Source organism: Streptomyces sp. NPDC014623 (assembly GCF_043088245.1).
Lineage (GTDB): Bacteria > Actinomycetota > Actinomycetes > Streptomycetales > Streptomycetaceae > Streptomyces.
The window spans coordinates 1-17,414 of sequence record NZ_JBIBZU010000036.1; the positions used below are offsets into that span (position 1 = coordinate 1).

The 17,414-nt window shown below is 70.2% G+C and carries 14 protein-coding genes and 3 pseudogenes; 9 read left to right on the forward strand and 8 right to left on the reverse strand.

Annotated features, from left to right (window positions below; all coding sequences use genetic code 11):
- Positions 1-3,643, forward strand: a 3,643-nt coding sequence (locus ACF1FZ_RS33340) for an RHS repeat-associated core domain-containing protein (protein ID WP_391777121.1), incomplete at its 5' end; no start/stop codon positions are given.
- A gap of 6 nt (positions 3,644-3,649) precedes the next feature.
- On the forward strand, positions 3,650-4,081 hold the full coding sequence (locus ACF1FZ_RS33345) for a hypothetical protein (RefSeq protein ID WP_391777122.1): 432 nt from the start codon (positions 3,650-3,652) through the stop codon (positions 4,079-4,081).
- 351 nt (positions 4,082-4,432) lie between these two features.
- On the opposite strand, the pseudogene ACF1FZ_RS33350 reads toward ACF1FZ_RS33345, so the two are convergent.
- Positions 4,433-4,743: pseudogene (locus ACF1FZ_RS33350) on the reverse strand (site-specific integrase); the annotation flags it as partial.
- Between ACF1FZ_RS33350 and ACF1FZ_RS33355 the strand changes: the two are divergent.
- A pseudogene (locus ACF1FZ_RS33355) lies at positions 4,733-5,001 on the forward strand (LysR substrate-binding domain-containing protein); the annotation flags it as partial. The pseudogenes ACF1FZ_RS33350 and ACF1FZ_RS33355 overlap by 11 nt on opposite strands.
- Positions 5,002-5,083: 82 nt before the next feature.
- Here the strand turns inward: ACF1FZ_RS33355 and ACF1FZ_RS33360 are convergent.
- The 3 genes from ACF1FZ_RS33360 to ACF1FZ_RS33370 form a co-directional block, all read right to left on the reverse strand.
- Positions 5,084-7,393, reverse strand: coding sequence for an ABC transporter permease (locus tag ACF1FZ_RS33360; protein ID WP_391777146.1), 2,310 nt, complete (start codon positions 7,391-7,393; stop codon positions 5,084-5,086).
- A 92-nt stretch (positions 7,394-7,485) separates the two neighbouring features.
- Positions 7,486-8,175, reverse strand: a complete 690-nt coding sequence (locus tag ACF1FZ_RS33365; RefSeq protein WP_307126172.1) for an ABC transporter ATP-binding protein — start codon at positions 8,173-8,175, stop codon at positions 7,486-7,488.
- The gene (locus ACF1FZ_RS33370) at positions 8,172-8,696 is read right to left on the reverse strand and encodes a PadR family transcriptional regulator (protein ID WP_391777123.1); all 525 of its coding nucleotides are present in this window, start codon (positions 8,694-8,696) and stop codon (positions 8,172-8,174) included. Before ACF1FZ_RS33370 ends, ACF1FZ_RS33365 begins: the two co-directional genes overlap by 4 nt.
- A 463-nt stretch (positions 8,697-9,159) precedes the next feature.
- Between ACF1FZ_RS33370 and ACF1FZ_RS33375 the strand changes: the two genes are divergently transcribed.
- From ACF1FZ_RS33375 to ACF1FZ_RS33385, 3 genes and pseudogenes are all read left to right on the forward strand, one after another.
- Positions 9,160-9,510, forward strand: a complete 351-nt coding sequence (locus tag ACF1FZ_RS33375) for an NIPSNAP family protein (protein ID WP_391777124.1) — start codon at positions 9,160-9,162, stop codon at positions 9,508-9,510.
- An 86-nt stretch (positions 9,511-9,596) separates the two neighbouring features.
- The gene (locus ACF1FZ_RS33380) at positions 9,597-9,836 is read left to right on the forward strand and encodes a hypothetical protein (RefSeq protein WP_391777125.1); all 240 of its coding nucleotides are present in this window, start codon (positions 9,597-9,599) and stop codon (positions 9,834-9,836) included.
- Positions 9,833-10,117, forward strand: a pseudogene (locus tag ACF1FZ_RS33385) (DNA-binding protein); the annotation flags it as partial. The gene ACF1FZ_RS33380 and the pseudogene ACF1FZ_RS33385, both read left to right, overlap by 4 nt.
- A gap of 12 nt (positions 10,118-10,129) precedes the next feature.
- Here ACF1FZ_RS33385 and ACF1FZ_RS33390 read toward each other — a convergent pair.
- Positions 10,130-10,519: an EamA family transporter gene (locus tag ACF1FZ_RS33390; RefSeq protein WP_391777147.1), complete on the reverse strand. Its 390-nt coding sequence runs from the start codon at positions 10,517-10,519 to the stop codon at positions 10,130-10,132.
- Between the two features lie 35 nt (positions 10,520-10,554).
- Positions 10,555-10,797 (reverse strand): hypothetical protein, encoded by a 243-nt coding sequence (locus ACF1FZ_RS33395; RefSeq protein ID WP_391777126.1) that lies wholly within the window; start codon positions 10,795-10,797, stop codon positions 10,555-10,557.
- On the opposite strand from ACF1FZ_RS33395, the gene ACF1FZ_RS33400 reads away from it, so the two are divergent.
- The gene (locus ACF1FZ_RS33400) at positions 10,796-11,749 is read left to right on the forward strand and encodes an AraC family transcriptional regulator (protein ID WP_391777127.1); all 954 of its coding nucleotides are present in this window, start codon (positions 10,796-10,798) and stop codon (positions 11,747-11,749) included. The genes ACF1FZ_RS33395 and ACF1FZ_RS33400 overlap by 2 nt on opposite strands.
- 149 nt (positions 11,750-11,898) lie before the next feature.
- On the opposite strand, the gene ACF1FZ_RS33405 is transcribed toward ACF1FZ_RS33400, so the two are convergent.
- Positions 11,899-12,780, reverse strand: a complete 882-nt coding sequence (locus tag ACF1FZ_RS33405; protein WP_391777128.1) for an NAD(P)H-binding protein — start codon at positions 12,778-12,780, stop codon at positions 11,899-11,901.
- Positions 12,781-14,225: 1,445 nt separating this feature from the next.
- Positions 14,226-14,825: a hypothetical protein gene (locus tag ACF1FZ_RS33410; protein WP_391777129.1), complete on the reverse strand. Its 600-nt coding sequence runs from the start codon at positions 14,823-14,825 to the stop codon at positions 14,226-14,228.
- A 308-nt stretch (positions 14,826-15,133) separates the two neighbouring features.
- On the opposite strand from ACF1FZ_RS33410, the gene ACF1FZ_RS33415 reads away from it, so the two are divergent.
- The gene (locus ACF1FZ_RS33415; RefSeq protein WP_391777130.1) at positions 15,134-15,880 is read left to right on the forward strand and encodes a DUF1838 family protein; all 747 of its coding nucleotides are present in this window, start codon (positions 15,134-15,136) and stop codon (positions 15,878-15,880) included.
- 292 nt (positions 15,881-16,172) lie between these two features.
- Positions 16,173-17,291, forward strand: coding sequence for an NADH:flavin oxidoreductase (locus ACF1FZ_RS33420; RefSeq protein ID WP_391777131.1), 1,119 nt, complete (start codon positions 16,173-16,175; stop codon positions 17,289-17,291).
- Positions 17,292-17,414 lie beyond the last annotated feature (123 nt).

Genomic DNA, 17,414 nt, shown 5'->3' on the forward strand with positions numbered 1-17,414 from the left:
GGTCGCGAAGGAGCTCGCGGACCTCGCACAGGACGCGAACAAGGCCCGCCGCCTGGTGGACGACGCCCCCGAAGGCACCCACAACCGGCCCGACAACATCCGCACCATCCAAGGCACCGATCCGGTCGACCTCGCATCGGGGCACATGTTCCTGCCCCAGACCGATGTGGTCCTCCCCGGTGGCCTGCCCCTCGCCTTCACCCGCCGGACGGAGTCGGGCTACACCGCCGGCCGCTTCTTCGGACCCTCCTGGGCCTCCACCGTCGACGAACGCCTGGAGATCGACGCAGCCGGGGTAGTCCACGTGACCGCTGACGGCCTGCTGATCACCTACCCCCACCCCGTGCCGGGACTGCCCACGCTCCCGGAGTCCGGTACCACTCGGAGCACCCTGAGCCGTGACACACACGGCGACTACACCGTCACTGATTCCTCAAGCCACCTGGTACGCCGCTTCGCCGCCCCGCCCAAAGCCGCTCCCGGCGAGGACGGTGACGCCTGGCTCGTCGAAATCGCTGACCGCAACGGGCGGACGATCTCCATTGACCGCACCGACGACGGCACCCCTCAGGCACTCGTCCATTCCTCGGGCTACCACCTTCGGGTGACGACAGCCGGCGGTCGCATCCACGCACTTGACCTCGTCGGTTCGCCCCGGACCGCATCCGGAGCCGTCGACGGGAGCGTACCGACGCGCGTCATGGGGTACGGCTATACCGACGGAATCCTCACCACTGTCATCAAGCCGTCGGGCGCGGCTCTCACTTTCGCCTACGACGACCGCCACCGGGTGACGTCCTGGATCGACTCCAACAACCGCCGCTACGGGTACTCCTACGACCACAAGGACCGTGTGGTCGCCGAGGGAGGTGAGGCGGGCCATTTCCAGCTCACCCTGGCCTACACCGACCCCGACCCGTCCACCGGTCACCGAGTCACCACGTTGACTACCGCCGAGGGCCACACCACCAGGCACCTGATCGACGGCACGTGTCGCATACTCGCCACCACCGACCCGTCTGGGCACACCACCCGCTTCACCTACGACCCCTTCGGCAACCTGCTGACCCGTACGGATCCTCTGGGCCGCACCACCACCTTCGCTTACGACGAGGAGGGCAGGCTCGCCGCCCTCATTCGCCCCGACGGCAGCGAACTACGCACGGAACGCGACGCGCTCGGTCTGCCCCGTCAGTTCACCGGACCCGACGGTGCGCGCTGGGAGCAGAAATACGACGAACGAGGCAACCGCGTCCTCGTCACCGACCCTGCCGGCCACAGCACTCACTACAGGTACGACTCGAGGGGCCACCTCGCCTCGGTCAGCGACGCGCTGGGAAATGTGACCAGAGTGCGCTGCGACCCCGCCGGCCTGCCGTTGGAGGTCACCGACCCGCTCGGAGCCAGAACGCTCTACGAGCGTGATGCCCTGGGACGCCCTGTGCGCCTGACAGACGCACTCGGTGCGGTCACCACTTTCGAATGGACCGACGACGGCGAGCTCGCCCGGCGCACTTCCCCGGACGGCGCGACAGAGTCCTGGACTTACGACGGCGAGGGCAACCGCCTCACCCACACCGCTCCCGGCGGCGGTATCACCCGCTTCGAGTACACCCACTTCGACCTGCTCGAGGCACGTACCGGCGCGGACGGCGCCCGCTACGAGTTCACCCACGATGCGGAACTACGCCTGACCCAGGTCACCGATCCACAAGGACTTACCTGGGATTACACCTACGACGAGGCCGGCCGGCTCATATCCGAGTCGGATTTCGACGGGCGCGTCCGCTCCTACGTCCTGGATCCGGCTGGCCAGATCACCGCTCGTACGAACATGCTCGGCGAAACTGTGGCATATGAGTACGACCCGCTCGGCCGAGTGATCCGAAAGGATGCCTCAGGCCGGGTGAGTACCTTCACCTATGACCGGGCCGGTCGCATGGTCCAGGCGGCGGGGCCGGACGCCGAACTGGTCTACCAGTACGGTCGCGGGGGCCATGTCAAGACGGAGCTGGCCGACGGCCGCGCCCTCACCTTCGCCCACGATGCCCTGGGCCGCCGTACCCGACGAACCACTCCCACTGGGCGACGCACGGCTTACGGATACGATCCGGCCGGACGTCCCACGCATCTGACCAGCGGCGATCACCAGATTTCCTTTACCTACGACGCCGCCGGCCAGGAAGTCGAGCGCGCTTTCGACGACATGCTCACCCTGACTTCCGCCTGGAACGGGGCGGGCCGCCTGTCCTCACAACATCTCACCACGGGCAACCGCACCGTGAACCGCCGTTCGTACACCTACCGGGCCGACGGCCATCTCGTGGCTCTGGACGACACTCTGCGCGGCCCTCACGTGTTCGGCCTCGACGTGGCGGGACGGGTCACCGAGGTCACCGCCGCCAACTGGACCGAGCGGTACGCCTACGACACGGTCGGCAACCAGACTTCGGCATCCTGGCCGTCCTCCCACCCGGGCCACGAGGCCACCGGCACCCGCGCCTACTCCGGTACCGCCATCACCAGGGCCGGAGACGTGCGGTACGAGCACGACGCCGCCGGCCGTATCACCCTGCGGCAGAAGAACCGGCTCTCCCGTAAACCCGACACCTGGCGCTACGAGTGGGACGCGGAGGACCACCTGACCTCCGTCGTCACGCCGGACGGCACCCGGTGGCGCTACCGGTACGATCCCCTCGGCCGTCGCATTTCCAAGCAGCGCCTCGACCCTGACGGGGAAAAGGTTCTGGAGGAAATCCGCTTCACCTGGGACGGCTCCACCCTCTGCGAACAATCCACCGAGTCGGCGGATCTACCGAACACCGTCACCCTCACCTGGGATCACCAGGGCCTACGCCCCCTGGCACAAGCCGAACGCATCCACACCACGGACTTGCATCAGGGAACGGTCGACGAACGCTTCTTCGCCATCGTCACCGACCTTGTCGGCAGTCCCACCGAACTCGTCGACGAAACAGGCAACCTCGCCTGGCATAGCCGCTCCGCACTGTGGGGCACGACTGCCTGGTCCAGGAAGAGCACCGCATACACACCGCTGCGCTTTCCCGGCCAGTACTACGACCCGGAAACCGGGCTCCACTACAACCATCACCGCCACTACGATCCCGAAACCGCCCGCTACCTCACCCCTGATCCCCTCGGGTTGGCCCCGGCACCCAATCCGGCCACGTACGTCCACAACCCCCATACCTGGGCGGACCCGCTCGGTCTCGCTCCCCAATATCATGAGTTCTACTCTGTTCAGGACGCCGCAAACGCGACTCGCCTGCGGGGGGACGGAACGCCCTGGCCAACGGAGGACATTCGCGGACAGTACGGTGAGGGCGTCTACTCATGGAGCTCGGCGGAAGAAGCGGCGCGTTACGCAGAACGACTCCGCGGCCGGGGCGCCGACGTTGAAGTCCTGCGGTTCAAGATTTCTGATTCAGATTTTTCTTCGTTGCACAAGGCGGATGTCGTGGAGATGTCCCCGGCCGAAGCGGAAGCCTTCATGGATCGGTACAGTCGCCTGTACGGAGATGGACAGCCCCACGACTTTGACTACATTCGCGGGCATACCGGAATGGGGGACGAACACTATTTCCACAGGCGAATTTTCGATCTTCTGAACTTTATGGACTGAAGGAACATGATTCAATCATTCAATTTTCGATTCCGTGGTCCGACGGGCGGGCTCGCGGTGAATCTGCGGGCAGAAGCCTGTGGGACCGAAGACGGAATTCCTCCTCACAGCATGCAGGTCCACCGGAACATTTGGCTCGGCCTACCTGCATCCGGCCTGCACTGGAAGGACGCCGCCTGGATGGCGTTCGGCGTGTCCATCAACGCCCCTGCACTGAGCGAACTCGTGCCCGGAGGGCTCCTCATTCGCGTCTCTTCACTTGACTACCCGTTGAGCGACTACCAGTCTGAAGCGGCAGCACTCGCGATGGACGGATGGCTTCATAAGCAGTTCGCCGTGCAGCGCTCTGGGGCCGACGTCACGTACGACACCGCACAGGGCCGATTCGTATTCACGTGGGGGCAAACCACCCACCCCTTTTCCGACGCATCTCAGTGAAAACTTCGGTCCTCGCACCCGGGCACGGAGATGACTGCTCCCACTGGTCATGAGCGTGAGCGCCACCGGTGTCCACTACCGACATCGGTGCGCACCTCAGCAGACATCCGTAGCACCGCCACCGCTCGTGCCCCATCCGTGCCCAGCCGAGCGGTCGACAGCGGTGAACAACGGCACCACGAGACCACGCCAGTGGAGCGCCCAGAGCGGCGTATTGCCAGGTCAGAGCGCTTGAGGCCACCGTAAGGACCGGTGATTCCCAAGCTCAGAGCGCGAGTTCGATTCTCGTCACCCGCTCCACGAAGAAGCCCCAGGCCAGCGGCCTGGGGCTTCTTCGTTGTCCGGACCAGTTCAGGGGTCGCGCACCAGATCCGCACCAGAAGGCCCCTGATCAGTCTTCTTACGGGCGGACCGCACGAGGCCGTCCGACCCGCTCACGACTTCCTGCTGTCGCTCAAGGCCCGAGTGCTGGTGGATCAAAGCGGCTTTCTCCGACGACTGGCCAACACGGACCATCGTGTCCTTGAGGGTGACCCCGGACCGGGTGGCCAGGGTGTGGCCGGTGTGACGAGACCGTAGAAGCGGAAGCCGACGGGCACGCGGGCCCGGCGCCGTTTCCGCCCGAAGGTGGCACGCCGGAACGGCTTGCCCTCCTCCATGACCACGGCCGCCGGCCTGTCGACACCGGTGCAGCTGGTGGCGGGCGGCCTCGGGGTGACGCTGCTGCCGCGCACGGCGGTCCGCGTGGAGACCTACCGCTCCAGCCAGCTCCTCACCGCCTCCTTCGCCGCCCCGGCCCCCGCCCGCCGCATCGCCCTCGCCCTGCGCACGGGGCGGCCCGCGCCGCGGAGTACGAGGAACTGGCGGCGGCCCCGCGCGAGGCGATGACGGACCTGCCGGTACGCACCGCCGGGGGCTGAACCCCGACGGTGCTACGGCCATGAGCGGAGTGGGCCGGCCCGGCCGAGTGGACGGCCCGGCCCGAGGGGCCGCTGCTCCGGGCTACTCCGTGCGCAGCCCTTCCGGCCGCATCAGCCGCAGCAACGGTGGCAGGCTGAGGAGGGTCACCGTCAGGACGACCGCGGCGCCGATGCCGGTCATGGCGAGGACACCGGTCCAGTCGACGCGGACCGGAGTGGCCGTCATCTTCAGGAGCACCGTGCCCAGCAGCAGGCCCACGGCCGAGGCCAGCAGCAGGCCCAGGGCGATGGGGATCGCGGTCTGCCACAGCACCGACAGGCTCAGCGTGCGGCGCCGGGTGCCGAAGGCCACCAGGGCCGACAGCAGTTTCTTCCGCTCTTGCAGCTGCTCCAGCTGCGAGACCAGCAGGCTCGCGCCGATCAACGCCAGCACGCACGCCGCCCCGACGAACAGGCCGGTGCGGATGGCCTCGAACCGGCCGGTGCGCTCCGCCTCCGCCCACGTCACGGTGCTCGCCAGCGGATCGACGGCCGCCGCGGTGTTCCGCACCCGGTCATGGACGTCCGGTACCGACTCGTCCAGCCTGAGGTAGGCGTGCCCCTCCAGGGCCGGCGCGAGCGTGTCCGGCACGGCCTTCGGCGTGATCAGGATGCCCCCCCGGTCGATCCCGGCCAGCAGACCGTGACGCGGCTTCGCCGCCTTCACGCCCTGCGGCACCGTCCAGGGGATCTCCAGGCTCTTCGGGCTGCCCTCGTACGACGGGTCGAGGTACAGCTTCCGTCCCGGGGCGGTCAGCTTCGCCACGTCGACCCCCGCGTCCCACTCGGCGCCGTGGACGGCGAACACGTCCCCGTCGGCGCACGAGGGCAGATCGGCGATCTCCCGCAGCGCGGTACAGCCGCCCACCGTCACGGTCGTGGCGTCCTCCGGGTCGCGGGCGCGGTCACCGAGGTAGCCCTCGGAGTAGTCGTACACCTCGTTCACACCCTTGGTGTCCCGCAACTTCCCGGCCGCCGGGGCCACCGGCACGGCGTTCGGCAGGGTCACTTCCATCTGCGCCCACGCCACGTCCTGCCCGGTGGACTTGGTGTAGTCGTCCTCGGCGCCCGCAAACAGCATCTGCAGCGCGATCGCCCCGGCGACGGCGACCGCGATGCCGTTGACCATGCGGGCCGCCGTACCGCTGCTCATCTGCAGCCGGCGCACGGCCAGCTGCCAGGCGACGCCGCCGGCACCGAGCCGGGCGACGACCGTCTCCACGATCCACGGCAGCAGCGCGGTCACGCCGACCAGGAGCAGCACCACACCGCCGGTCACCAGGTACTGGTTGAAGTCCCCGTTGTCCCGTCCGTCGCCGATCATCGGGTAGAGCATGGCCAGCCCCGCAAGCGGCAGCAGCAGCCGCCACCACAGCCGGCGCCGGGGCGGCCGGCCCGCGCGCACCACACCGAGCGGCTCGATGACGACCCCGCGCAGCGCCAACAGCGTCACCAGCACCGCCGCCGTCGGCACGGCCACCGCGACCAGCAGGGCGAGCAGCGGCGAGGGGTTGAGATAGCTCGGGAACACGCTGATGTGGAACACCTCGGCGGTCCCCGCGAACTGGCGCCCGACCATGAAGAACCCGGCGCCGAAGACCAGCCCCAGCATCGCGCCCGCCAGCGCCTCGCCGGCGGCGATCCGCCGGGTCATGCCGCTGTCGGAGCCCACCAGCCGCAGCGCCGCCAGCCGCCGGTCCCGCCGCTCCCCGCCGAACCGCACCGCCGCCGCGATGAAGACCGCGACCGGCATCAGCAGCACCACGAAGAGGACCAGGATCAGCAGGAGCAGCACCGGGTCGGACCGCTCGGAGGTCGCGTTCGGGTTGCCGTACCCGTCGATGCGGACGATCCGGCCGCTGTCGATGTGCGGCGCGAGCCCTTCGGCACCCTGGTAGAAGGCGAGTTCGGCCGAGCCGATCAGCCCGCTCTCCCCGATCGTGCCGACGATCCGGTCCGGCAGCCGCTCGCGCAGCAGCGCGCCGGAGTCCGACTCCAGCAGCTCCCTCAGCGTGGGGGAGACCACCATCTCGCCCTTCGCCGGGAACCGCTCCACCCCCGGAGGCAGCGGCGCCCGCGGCCCCTCGGGTTCCAGGGCCCGGCCCCGGATGCTGTCGTCGCGGAAGTCCGAACCGACGTTGGCGACCACGAGGGTGTCGTCGGCCTTCGGCAGCCGCTCGTCGGTGAAGGTGATGTCGGTGCGGGCGGCCTCCCTCTCGTGGCGGACCTCGAGCGCGTTGGGCAACGCCGTCGTCAGCAGGAGCAGCGCCACGCCGAGCCCGACGCCGACCGCCGTCAGCACCGCCCGCGTCCACCCCTCGCGCCCGCCGGCGAAGGCGAATCGGACGCCCATGGCCAGGTCCGCGGCCACGCGCCGCGTCCGGCTCCGTCCGCCCGGGGCGGGACCCCTCGGCAGGGTCCGCGGCCGTTCTCCCGTGGACAGGCTCATACGACGCGCTCCATGTCCCTGGACCTGCCGTCCCGCACCACGATCTCGCGGTCGGAGTAGGCGGCCACCCGTGCCTCGTGCGTGACCAGTACGACGGCGGCGTTGGTGGAGCGGGCGGCGTCCGTGAGGAGTTCCATCACGCGCTCGCCGTTGAGGGAGTCCAGGGCGCCGGTCGGCTCGTCGGCGAAGAGCACGCGCGGGTTCGTGACCAGCGACCGTGCCACCGCGACCCGCTGCCCCTGGCCACCGGAGACCTCACCGGGCCGCTTCTTCCTCAGGTCGTCGACCTCCAGCCGCTCCATCCAGGTCAGCGCGGCGCGCTCGGCCTCCTTGCGGGAGGTGCCGTTCAGCCGCAGCGGCAGGGCGACGTTCTCGACGCACGTCAGCTCCGGCACCAGCTGCCCGAACTGGAACACGAAACCGAACTCGGAGCGCCGGAGCGCACTGCGTTCGGCGTCGCTCATGGCGGACAGCTCCCGCCCGCCGTACATGATCGTCCCCGAGTCGGGCGTGACGATCCCGGCGAGGCAGTGCAGCAGCGTCGACTTGCCCGACCCGGAGGGCCCCATCACGGCGACGACCTCGCCCGGGTGGATCGAGAACTCCGCGCCGTCGAGGGCGAGGGTCGGGCCGTAGGCCTTGCGGAGCTGCTCGGCCGAGAGCAGCGAACCTGCGGGAGGAGTCATCGGGCCACCGCCTCACGGAGCTTGTCGAGGCGCGCCGCGGTGAGCTCCAGCCAGCGCAGGTCGGCCTCCAGGTGGAACAGGGCGTGGTCGCAGATCAGCTGGTCGGCGAGGTCGCCCTTGCGCTTGCGGTCGGTGAGGACGCGCATGCTGAGCAGGTGCTCCGAACGCTGGGTGTCGAGGACGTCGGCGGCGTCCCGATGGGTGAGCAGCGCGAGGACGACCTTCGTGTACAGCGCCGACTGGAGGTACGGCTCGGGCTTCTCCGGCGTGGCGAGCCACCGCTGCACGTCGGTGATCCCGGCGTCGGTGATCGCGTACCGCTTGCGCTCGGGACCGCCGCCGGCCTCGATGCCGTCGACGACGACGAGGCCGTTCTTCAGCAGGCGGGACATCGTCGAATAGACCTGGCCGTAATGCAGCGGCCGGTCGTGACCGAACTTCTCGTCGAAGGCGCGCTTGAGGTCGTAGCCGTGGCGCGGCCCGGACTCCAGGAGTCCCAGGAGGGTGTGACCGATTGACATGCCAAGAACTCTACACACTGTGTATACGTGCCATGTATACACACAGTGCAGAGACCAGGGCCGCTCGTGCGGAAGCCCAGGTCGGAGGCGGTTGTCACGGTTTCGCTACGAGGGAAGCCGCGCCTCCGCACATGTCCGGTGACGCGGCTTCACGAGCATGCGGTGACGCGGCTTCGCCGGCGGGACCGCCGCCCGGACGAGGGGCGCACCCGTCGCCGCATTGTTGAGCCCCTGTCAGATTTCAGGGAAAATACCGACCCCGGCCGAGCGGGGAAGGGGGACCCCGCCCCCGACTCCCGCGCAAGGGCTGCCCGGGACCCTGTCGCGTGCCCTGCCGTGTGCTGTGACCTGCTGATACACCCGCCTCCCTCCCCTTTGCGGACCACGCGACAGGGGGGTCGCGGACCGAGAGCCGCCGCCCCGGTCGTACGGGTGCCCGTCCGTGACACGGCATCATGCAAGCATGATCACCATTCACCTGAAGTACGAGATCGACGCCGACAAGCTTGAGGATTTCGAGGAGTACGGTCGCCGCTGGGTCCGGCTCGTCAACCGGTTCGGCGGAACACACCACGGCTACTTCCTGCCGAGTGAGGGCGACAGCGACATCGCCTACGCCTTGTTCTCCTTCCCCAGTCTGGCCGCGTACGAGCAGTACCGCTCGGACAGCATGTCCGACCCGGAGTGCCGGCAAGCGTTCGACCTGGCTCGTGAGACCCGCTGCATCAAGCGCTACGAGCGCCGGTTCCTCAGGCCGCTGGACGGCCTGTCCCAGGCCGGCGGGAGGCGCGGCGCGATCCCGCCGAGCAGCTGAGCCCAGCGCTGTGATGACAGCTGCTGTCGTGGGCTTCGCGGGCCATGACCTGAGCCTCCCGGCGCATACTCCGGTCTGCTTCGCCCATGTCCTCAACGACTCGCATCACCGTCACGCTCCCCGGCGATCAGGTGGCGGAGCTGCGCAAGCTCACGGACAACGTCTCCGGCTACGTGGCGGAAGCAGCGGCCCGCCAGATCCGGCACCAACTGCTGGGCGACGACCTCCGCCGGCACGAGGAGGAGCACGGAGGCTTCAGCGACGAGGAGCTCGCCGAGGGCCGCGCGAAGGTCTTCGGCACCGCCGAGGACGCGGACGCCGCGTGAGCGAACGCGTCGAAACTGTCCTCCTGGACCCGGAAGGACTGTCCGCCTGGATCGCGCAGGACCGCGAACTCCTCGCGATTCTGAAGGTCTTCCACGGCATGGGGGCCGATCTGGTGACCGGGGCGGACACCCTCGTGGAAGTCGGCCACGCCCGCGCCAACATGCCTCGTCCGGGCCGGGCCCTGTCCCGGATCAAGGGGGTACCGGTCACCGGACAAGCTGCCAGGGCAGCAGCGGAGTTCCTCAAAGCGCTGGGTCGCACCGGTACCGAGCACCTGGTCACCGAGCCTGCGCTACTGACGTCCGGATGACGCCGGCGCCCGGCCCTCTTCCTCGGTCCGGGGACGACGGACAGGACGGCCGGCCCGCCCCGCGACGCCGGTCGGTGCAGGCTGCCGCAGACCGGTCAGGACACCCGCGGTGACGAGCAGAACGCCGGCAGCACCTGCAGAGCCCGCCTCGCCGGGCCCGGGTGCGACTGTGGTGACCAGTGCACCCACCGGGACGGGTCCGGCGAAGAGTCCGGCACGTGCGGCGCCCAGCCGGCGCAGCGCGTCGTACCAGAGCAAGAAGGCAGTGGCTGTGACGAGTACACCGAGGTAGCCGAAGGCGGCCGCTTCGGTGGGAGAGGGCAGGCGGAGGGAGCTCGTGCCGTCCAGGGCGATGCTCGCGGCCGGCAGCATGGGCACGGCCAGCGCCGCGGGGCAGGCGCCGCCCCTCAGGGGCCGAGTCCGGGCAGCAGGGGAAGAGCGAGCAGTGAGAAGGCGGCCTCCCCGACGAGCGCCCCCAGCGACAGCAGCACACCGTGCAGGCCGCCGTCGCCGAACCCTGCGGCGACTGCGGCGCCCAGGGTCACGACCCGGCGGCCGGTCCTGCCGGCGGCGCCGGAACCATGGCCGCCCGTCCGCCGCGCACAGGCGACCGTCCGAACCCCTGTGGTGCTGACTATCGTTTCTGCCATGGACGTGTTCGACGAGCTGTTACGGGGTGTGCGGGGCAGGGGCGCGGTGTTCGGCCGGTCGGTGCTGTGGCCCCCGTGGACCCTGCGGTTCACCGACGGTGCGTACCTGACCCTGTGTCTGCCGCTGCGCGGTGCCGGGTGGATCGTGCCGGAGGCCGGGGAGGCACGACACGTGGCGCTCGGCGAGGCCGCCATCGTCCGGGGGCCCGCGCCGTTCTCCTTCACCGACGACCCGGCGAACGGTACGGGGGCGGAGCGGAGGGCAGACACACGGGAGGTGCGCCGGGCCGGGGACTCCCCGGCCCCCTCGGACCTGGACCTGGAACTCAGCTGCTCCACCGTGCTGCTGGCCGCGACCTACGACGTACGCACACAGGTTCCGCAACGGCTTCTCCGTGCTCTGCCGCCGGTCCTGGTGGTACCGGACGAACAGGACTGCGCGCCGATGCGGGACTACCTGGAGGCCCAGATCGGCGGCGGGCGGCCGGGACACCAGATCGTGCTCGACCGGCTTCTGGACTGGCTGCTGGTGTGTACGCTCCGGGACTGGTTCGACCGCCCGGAGGCCGAGCCGCCGGGATGGTACGGCGCACTCGGCGATGAGGTGGCGGGACCGGCCCTGCGTGCGATCCACGAGGATCCAGCACACCCGTGGACCACGGCGGAGCTGGCGAGCCGGGCGGGCGTATCGAGGACCACCCTGGCGAAGCGGTTCACGGAACTGGTGGGGGACGGGCCGGTCTCGTATCTGACCGAGTGGCGCATGACGCTCGCCGCCGATCTGCTGACCCGTCCGGAACTCACGGTGGCGGCGGTGGCCAGGCGGGTCGGCTACGCGGACGCGTTCGGCTTCAGCGCGGCGTTCAAACGGATCCGGGGCGAGAGCCCGAGCGCGTACCGGCAGGAGGCCGCCACCGCCCACGTACCGGACCCCGCCCTGCCGGCGGGCTGACCGGCCGGAGCGGGAGGACGGGCCGCTCCGGCCGGGCGCGTCGGGCCGCTCCGGGGAAAGGGAGCCGAGGCGCCCCGGGGTGTGCGCGGGGTCAGGGCGCTTGCCGGAACACTCCGTGGCCCGCCCGGTGCCCGCGTATCCCGGCCCCCTCAGTTCCAGGCGCCCTCCGTCGCCGCATCACGGACGAAGTCGGCGATGTCGCGCGGCGGGCGGCCGAGTGCTCTTCGGACGCCGTCCGTGACCGGGGCCTCCTGGCTCGTGCGGATCGGCCTCATCGCGTCGGTCCAGAGCACGGCCTCCTCCTCGGACAGCCCCTGGGCCACCAGGCCGGCCCTGAAAACGGACTCCTCCACCGGCACGTAGGCGGCACGTGTGCCGGTCACCTTCGCGATCTCGTCGAGCACGTCGGCGATGCCGAGCGCACGGGGGCCGGAGAGCTCGTACACCTCGCCGTCGTGACCATCCTCGGTCAGAGCCGCGACGGCGACCGCCGCGATGTCGTCGGCGTCGACGAACGCGGCGCTGCCCTCACCGGCGGGGAGGGCCAGCTCGCCGGCGCGTATGCCGTCGAGGAAGACGCCCTCGCTGAAGTTCTGGGCGAACCAGCCGGGCCGCAGGATCGTCCAGGCGGCACCCGAGGACCGGACGGCTTTCTCGCCCTCCGCGTGCGGGCCGCCGTCCTCGTAGGAGGAGCCGAAGTAGCCGGGTACGTCGACGCCCCGGGCCGAGAGCAGCACCAGCCGCCGCACCCCGGCTGCGACGGCCTGCTCGACGAAGGCGGGCGTCGGGGAGGGCGAGGTGTCCAGGGGGACGAGGTAAACGGCGTCGGCCCCGTCGAGGGCCGGCCGCCACGTGGTCCGGTCCGCCCAGTCGAACAGGGTGTCACCGGACCGTGAGGCCGATCGGGTCTCCACGCCCAGCTCGCGGAGCCGGGCGACCGTCCGGCGGCCGGTCTTGCCGGTGCCGCCGATGACCAGCACGGTTTCCCCGGTGCTCGTCGTGTCCGTACGTGTCACGTCTGTCGGTGTCATGCGGCAAGCCTGACCGCGTCCGCGGCGCACGGCCATGGCCCATCGTCCGGGCGGGATGTCCGTGTGTCCGGCCGGCGTGGCGTGCAGCGTGGCCAAGGCCGGGACCAGCACGTACCGGTTCGGCCACAGAGGCCGAGGGCAGGCGATCGCATTCACCGGTCCGGCGATCCCGGGAAACGGCCGTGCCGTGTGCGGACAACGGGCCCGTCGCAGAAGAGGGCGCAGCCCGTCGGCCGAGAAACACGCGGCAAGGACGTGCCCGTCGCCACAGGCGAGAATTCCGGGGGCGCTGACATCGGAGTCCCGGGACGGGGCGGTTTTCGAAATGCGATCACAGGACAATGGCGAGCGGGAGGCGATCCGACACGCGCGTCCGCGTGGACATCGACGGCTCCGCGGGCCCCGAAGTCCCGGAGGAAGCCACCGCCCTCACCGACGAGAACGAATACATGGCGCTCAAAATTTTCGCTCGTTCCGGAATGACCGTCTCCTTCCGCACCGGTTTCGGATGGGCCTGGGACAGTCCACTCTCTTCGCCTCCCGGGCTTTCACCGGAATTCCCCGTCCCCTGCCACCGCCCCGACGATATTTCCAGCTCGCATCCGGTTCCTTCTCCCGTGTCCGCGTTCACGGAACGAGCCCGGTTTCCGAAAGGCCTGTCACGACGGCGAGCCACGAGCGATCGCGGTGTACGAAGACGAGCGGGAGACGGTCCTGTCCCATGCGCGGAAGGACGGTCGCGGGTGGACGGCGGCCCCGGGCAGGCCGGCCGTGATGGTGGCCCCCGCACACCCACCGGGAATCCCGGCAGCCCGGTACGGGCCTGGTCCGCCACGTCACCCACCGGACGGCGAGCCGCAGGCCGCACCGGCTACGACCGTGCCGCAACATGCCGGCGGGGCGGTCGGCCGGGTGCGGAACCGGCACTCGGATCAGCGGTGCGGCGGCCTGCCCCCGCAGGCCAGTGGCGTATCGCCGCCTGCTCACCGGATGACTCCCGGGCTCGGGGCACGCGTTCGGTTCTCGTCACCCGCTCCATGACGAAAGCCCCGGCCGGCGGCCGGGGCTTCCTCGTCGCCCGGGTCCGGCGCGGCATCGGGCGACGGCGTCCTGCGCCGCTCGCCCGCCTCACCGCCGGGGCTCGCACCGGCCCGGTCACCGTTCCTGCCGGGGGACTCCTCCCCGTCCGCAGCGGCGGTCGTCTCGACGCCGTCGCCACGGCACCCGGCACCCGGCGCCCGGCACCCGGCACCCGGCACCCGGCACCCGGCACCCGGCACCCGGCACCCGGCCACGCAGAACGCCCGGCCGGAGGTTCCAGCCGGGCGTCCCGCTGAGCTGATGCCGACAGCCGTGGGGCCCGCAGGTCGCCACGCCCTCCTGAACGAATTCGCCACCAGGAGGAGGGCTCATGCCGCCTGCGTGCCCTCTAGGCCGCCGTCAGATCAGATCGTCGGTGTGTCATCGACGATCTCCTTGTGCGGTTCGACGATGAACTTCCAGCCCTCGCTGGGCTCCAGGAACCGCACGCGGGTCGGGTAGATGTCCAGGGCGCGGCGGTCGCGGTTCTGGCTGTTCGTGTTCTTCCGCGCCCGGGCCGGCTCCTCGTACAGGTCGACCTTGACGTCCGGCACCGCGACGGTCTCCTCGCTCCAGCGCTGGACGACTCCCGCGCCGAACGCCTCCCGCGCGGCGGAGTAGAGCGAGTCCAGCGACTCCTTGTTCCCGCCGGGCACGAAGAGGGCGAGGTTCAGGAGGACGCCGGCGCTCTGGAGGACCTCGATCTCCTCCCCCGCCTCGTCGGCGGCCCAGATCCCGCCCTCGTCGGCGTTGTCCGGGAGGACATGGATCTCCTCACCGAAGACCGTCCTCGCGGTGAAGGCCCCTCCTTCGAAATCCTTTCCCGGCTTCGTGAGGAAAGCCGGGGCATAGCAGTCGAGAGGAAGGCCTTCCGTTCCCGCCGAAACGAAGATGCCGTCCTGGAGCCCCAACTCTGCAATGTCTTCAGCCGTGAGACGTCGAGCCGTGACCTTCTCGGTATTCACGCCGCTCCCCTTTTAATCGTGGCGTCCTGCGAATCGACAAGACTCTATCACGAAAACGATCAACCACTTTCCCTGACGCATATCCACACCCTCATGACGGGGCGGAAACGCTTCCGAGCAATTCGTTCCGAAAGAACGGCGGACGAATCCCCCCGCATCGCAGGAAAACACGGCACTCACAGAAAAAGGGGCGCCGAACAGGTGCTCATCCCTCTTCGGTAGCTTTTTCGGCACCGAAGTCGGGGCGGGGACGGCCGGACTGGACGTTTACCGCCCGCCCGGCGCCGTGGTCGCGCAGAGTGATCCCTATGACGACATCCGCGGAGCTGCTCCGCTCCTTCGCCCGCACCCGCGCCTCACTCGACGGCGCGGAGGTCACGTACTGGTGGTCCGGAGACGTGTACTCCTGGGCCCCCGAGGAGCCCTACCTGCGCGTCTTCGGCTTCGAGGGGATCAACGTCGCCCGCCTGGTCCAGGACCCCGAAGCCGGCCCGGACGCCTGCCGGCTGCTCTCCCGCGAAGCGGCCTTCTACCTGGACCCCGTCACCCGCGAGATCCTGGAGACCTGGCAGGACCTGCCGGTGGTGCACGTCTGGAACGACCCGGCGAACCAGAAGTGGGGGACCTACCCGGTTCCGGTGACCGAGCTCGGCGGGCAGGTCTGCTTCAGTCTGGAGATCCCGTTGGCCTACCCCTCGCCGCTGCCGGCGGACCGGTACCCCGTCCACTCGGCCGGCGACACGTACAAGGCCCTGGAGCTCTTCCAGTTCTTCGCCGACCGCGCCGATCTGGCCGGCCCGGCGGCCGGCGTCCCCGCCACCATGTCCTGGACCCGGATGTCCCCGTGGCTCCCGTGGATGGCCCGTGGACGGCGGCCCGGCGGCCTCACCTTCCACTGCCGGGGCCACAAGCTCGGCTCGTACGCCGAGGTCCCCGAACGCATCCGTGCCCACATCGCCGGCCACCACCCCGAGTTCGCCCGGGCCCCGGAGGAGTGGAGCGAGCCGAACGAGACCAGCTGGACGTACTTTCGCAAGCTCGTCCCGCCGAAGTAGCCGAAGGGCTGCCGACGGCACCCCGGCCGGAACCCCCTCACCGCAGCGGGCCCGGCACCGCTCGGTGCCGGGCCCGCCGGCCGCTCATCGCGTGGGCGGGGCACCTGGCCGGCGCCCCGCCTCATGGGTCAGGCCGGGGAGTCTGCCCTGCGGCGGCGTACGACGAACACCGCGCCGGCTCAGGAGCTGCCCGGGAGACCTTGACCACATGGGCCCGGCACAGGGATGGCGTGAGCGCGTTCGCCTGTTGGTGACGGAAGCACCTGCCCCGCCCCGATGAACAGGACCTGCAGTGACAGACCAGAATGCCCGCCGTGCGGCGGACGCCCTCTCGCGCCCCTTCGCGGTACGGGGACTGACCTCGCGCAACCGGATCGCCATGGCACCCATGACCCGGGAATTCTCCCCGAACGGCGTCCCGGGACAGGACGTGGCCGACTACTACGCCCGCCGGGCCGCAGGCGGTGTGGGGCTGATCATCACCGAGGGCACCTACGTCGGTCACGCCTCCGCGGGCACCAGCGCCAGGGTCCCGCTGTTCCACGGCGAGGAGGCGTTCGCGGGCTGGGCGGGCGTCGTGGACTCCGTGCACCGGGAGGGCGGCGCGATCATCCCGCAGCTGTGGCACGTGGGTGTCACGCGCGCCGAGGGCGCCCCGCCCGTGGCCGAGGCGGAGCCGGTCGGCCCCTCGGGTGTGTCCCTGTCGGGCGAGCCCAAGGGGCGCGCCATGACACAGAAGGACCTCGACGACGTCATCGCCGCGTTCGCGGACGCGGCGGCAGCCGCCGAGCGGCTCGGTTTCGACGGCGTCGAACTGCACGGAGCGCACGGCTACTTGATCGACCAGTTCCTCTGGGAGGGCAGCAACCGCCGCACCGACGCCTACGGGGGCGGCATCGTCGCGCGCACTCGTCTCGCGGCGGAGATCGTGGCAGCCTGCCGCGCGGCCGTGTCGGACGCCTTCCCCCTCTTCTTCCGCATGTCCCAGTGGAAGATGGGGTCCTACGAGGCGAAGCTCGCCCGGACGCCCGAGGAGCTGGAGAGCGTCCTCACGCCGCTGGCCGAGGCCGGCGTCGATGTCTTCCACGCGTCCACCCGGCGCTACTGGCTGCCCGAGTTCGACGACTCCGGTCTGAACCTCGCCGGATGGGTGAAGAAGATCAGCGGCAGGCCGACGGTCACCGTCGGCTCGGTCGGTCTGGACGGTGATTTCTTCGGCGCCTTCCAGGGCCGGAGTTCCTCGGTCACCGGCATCGAGCAGCTGCTGGACCGCATGGAGCGCGACGAGTTCGACATGGTCGCCGTCGGCCGTGCGCTGATCGCCGACCCCGAGTGGGCCGCCAAGACCCTGCACGGGCGTACCGAGGACATCACGCCGTTCGGGGCCGAGATGCTGAAGACCCTGCACTGACCGGTGCGTGACCGGGGGCGGGGTGGACCTCTTCACGGCGCCCCCGGCCGGCTGCCCGGTGGTCCGCTTCGGTGGCCCGCGCCGATGGCCGCCCCCCGAGGCGGCCTCACCCGGACGGCCGCC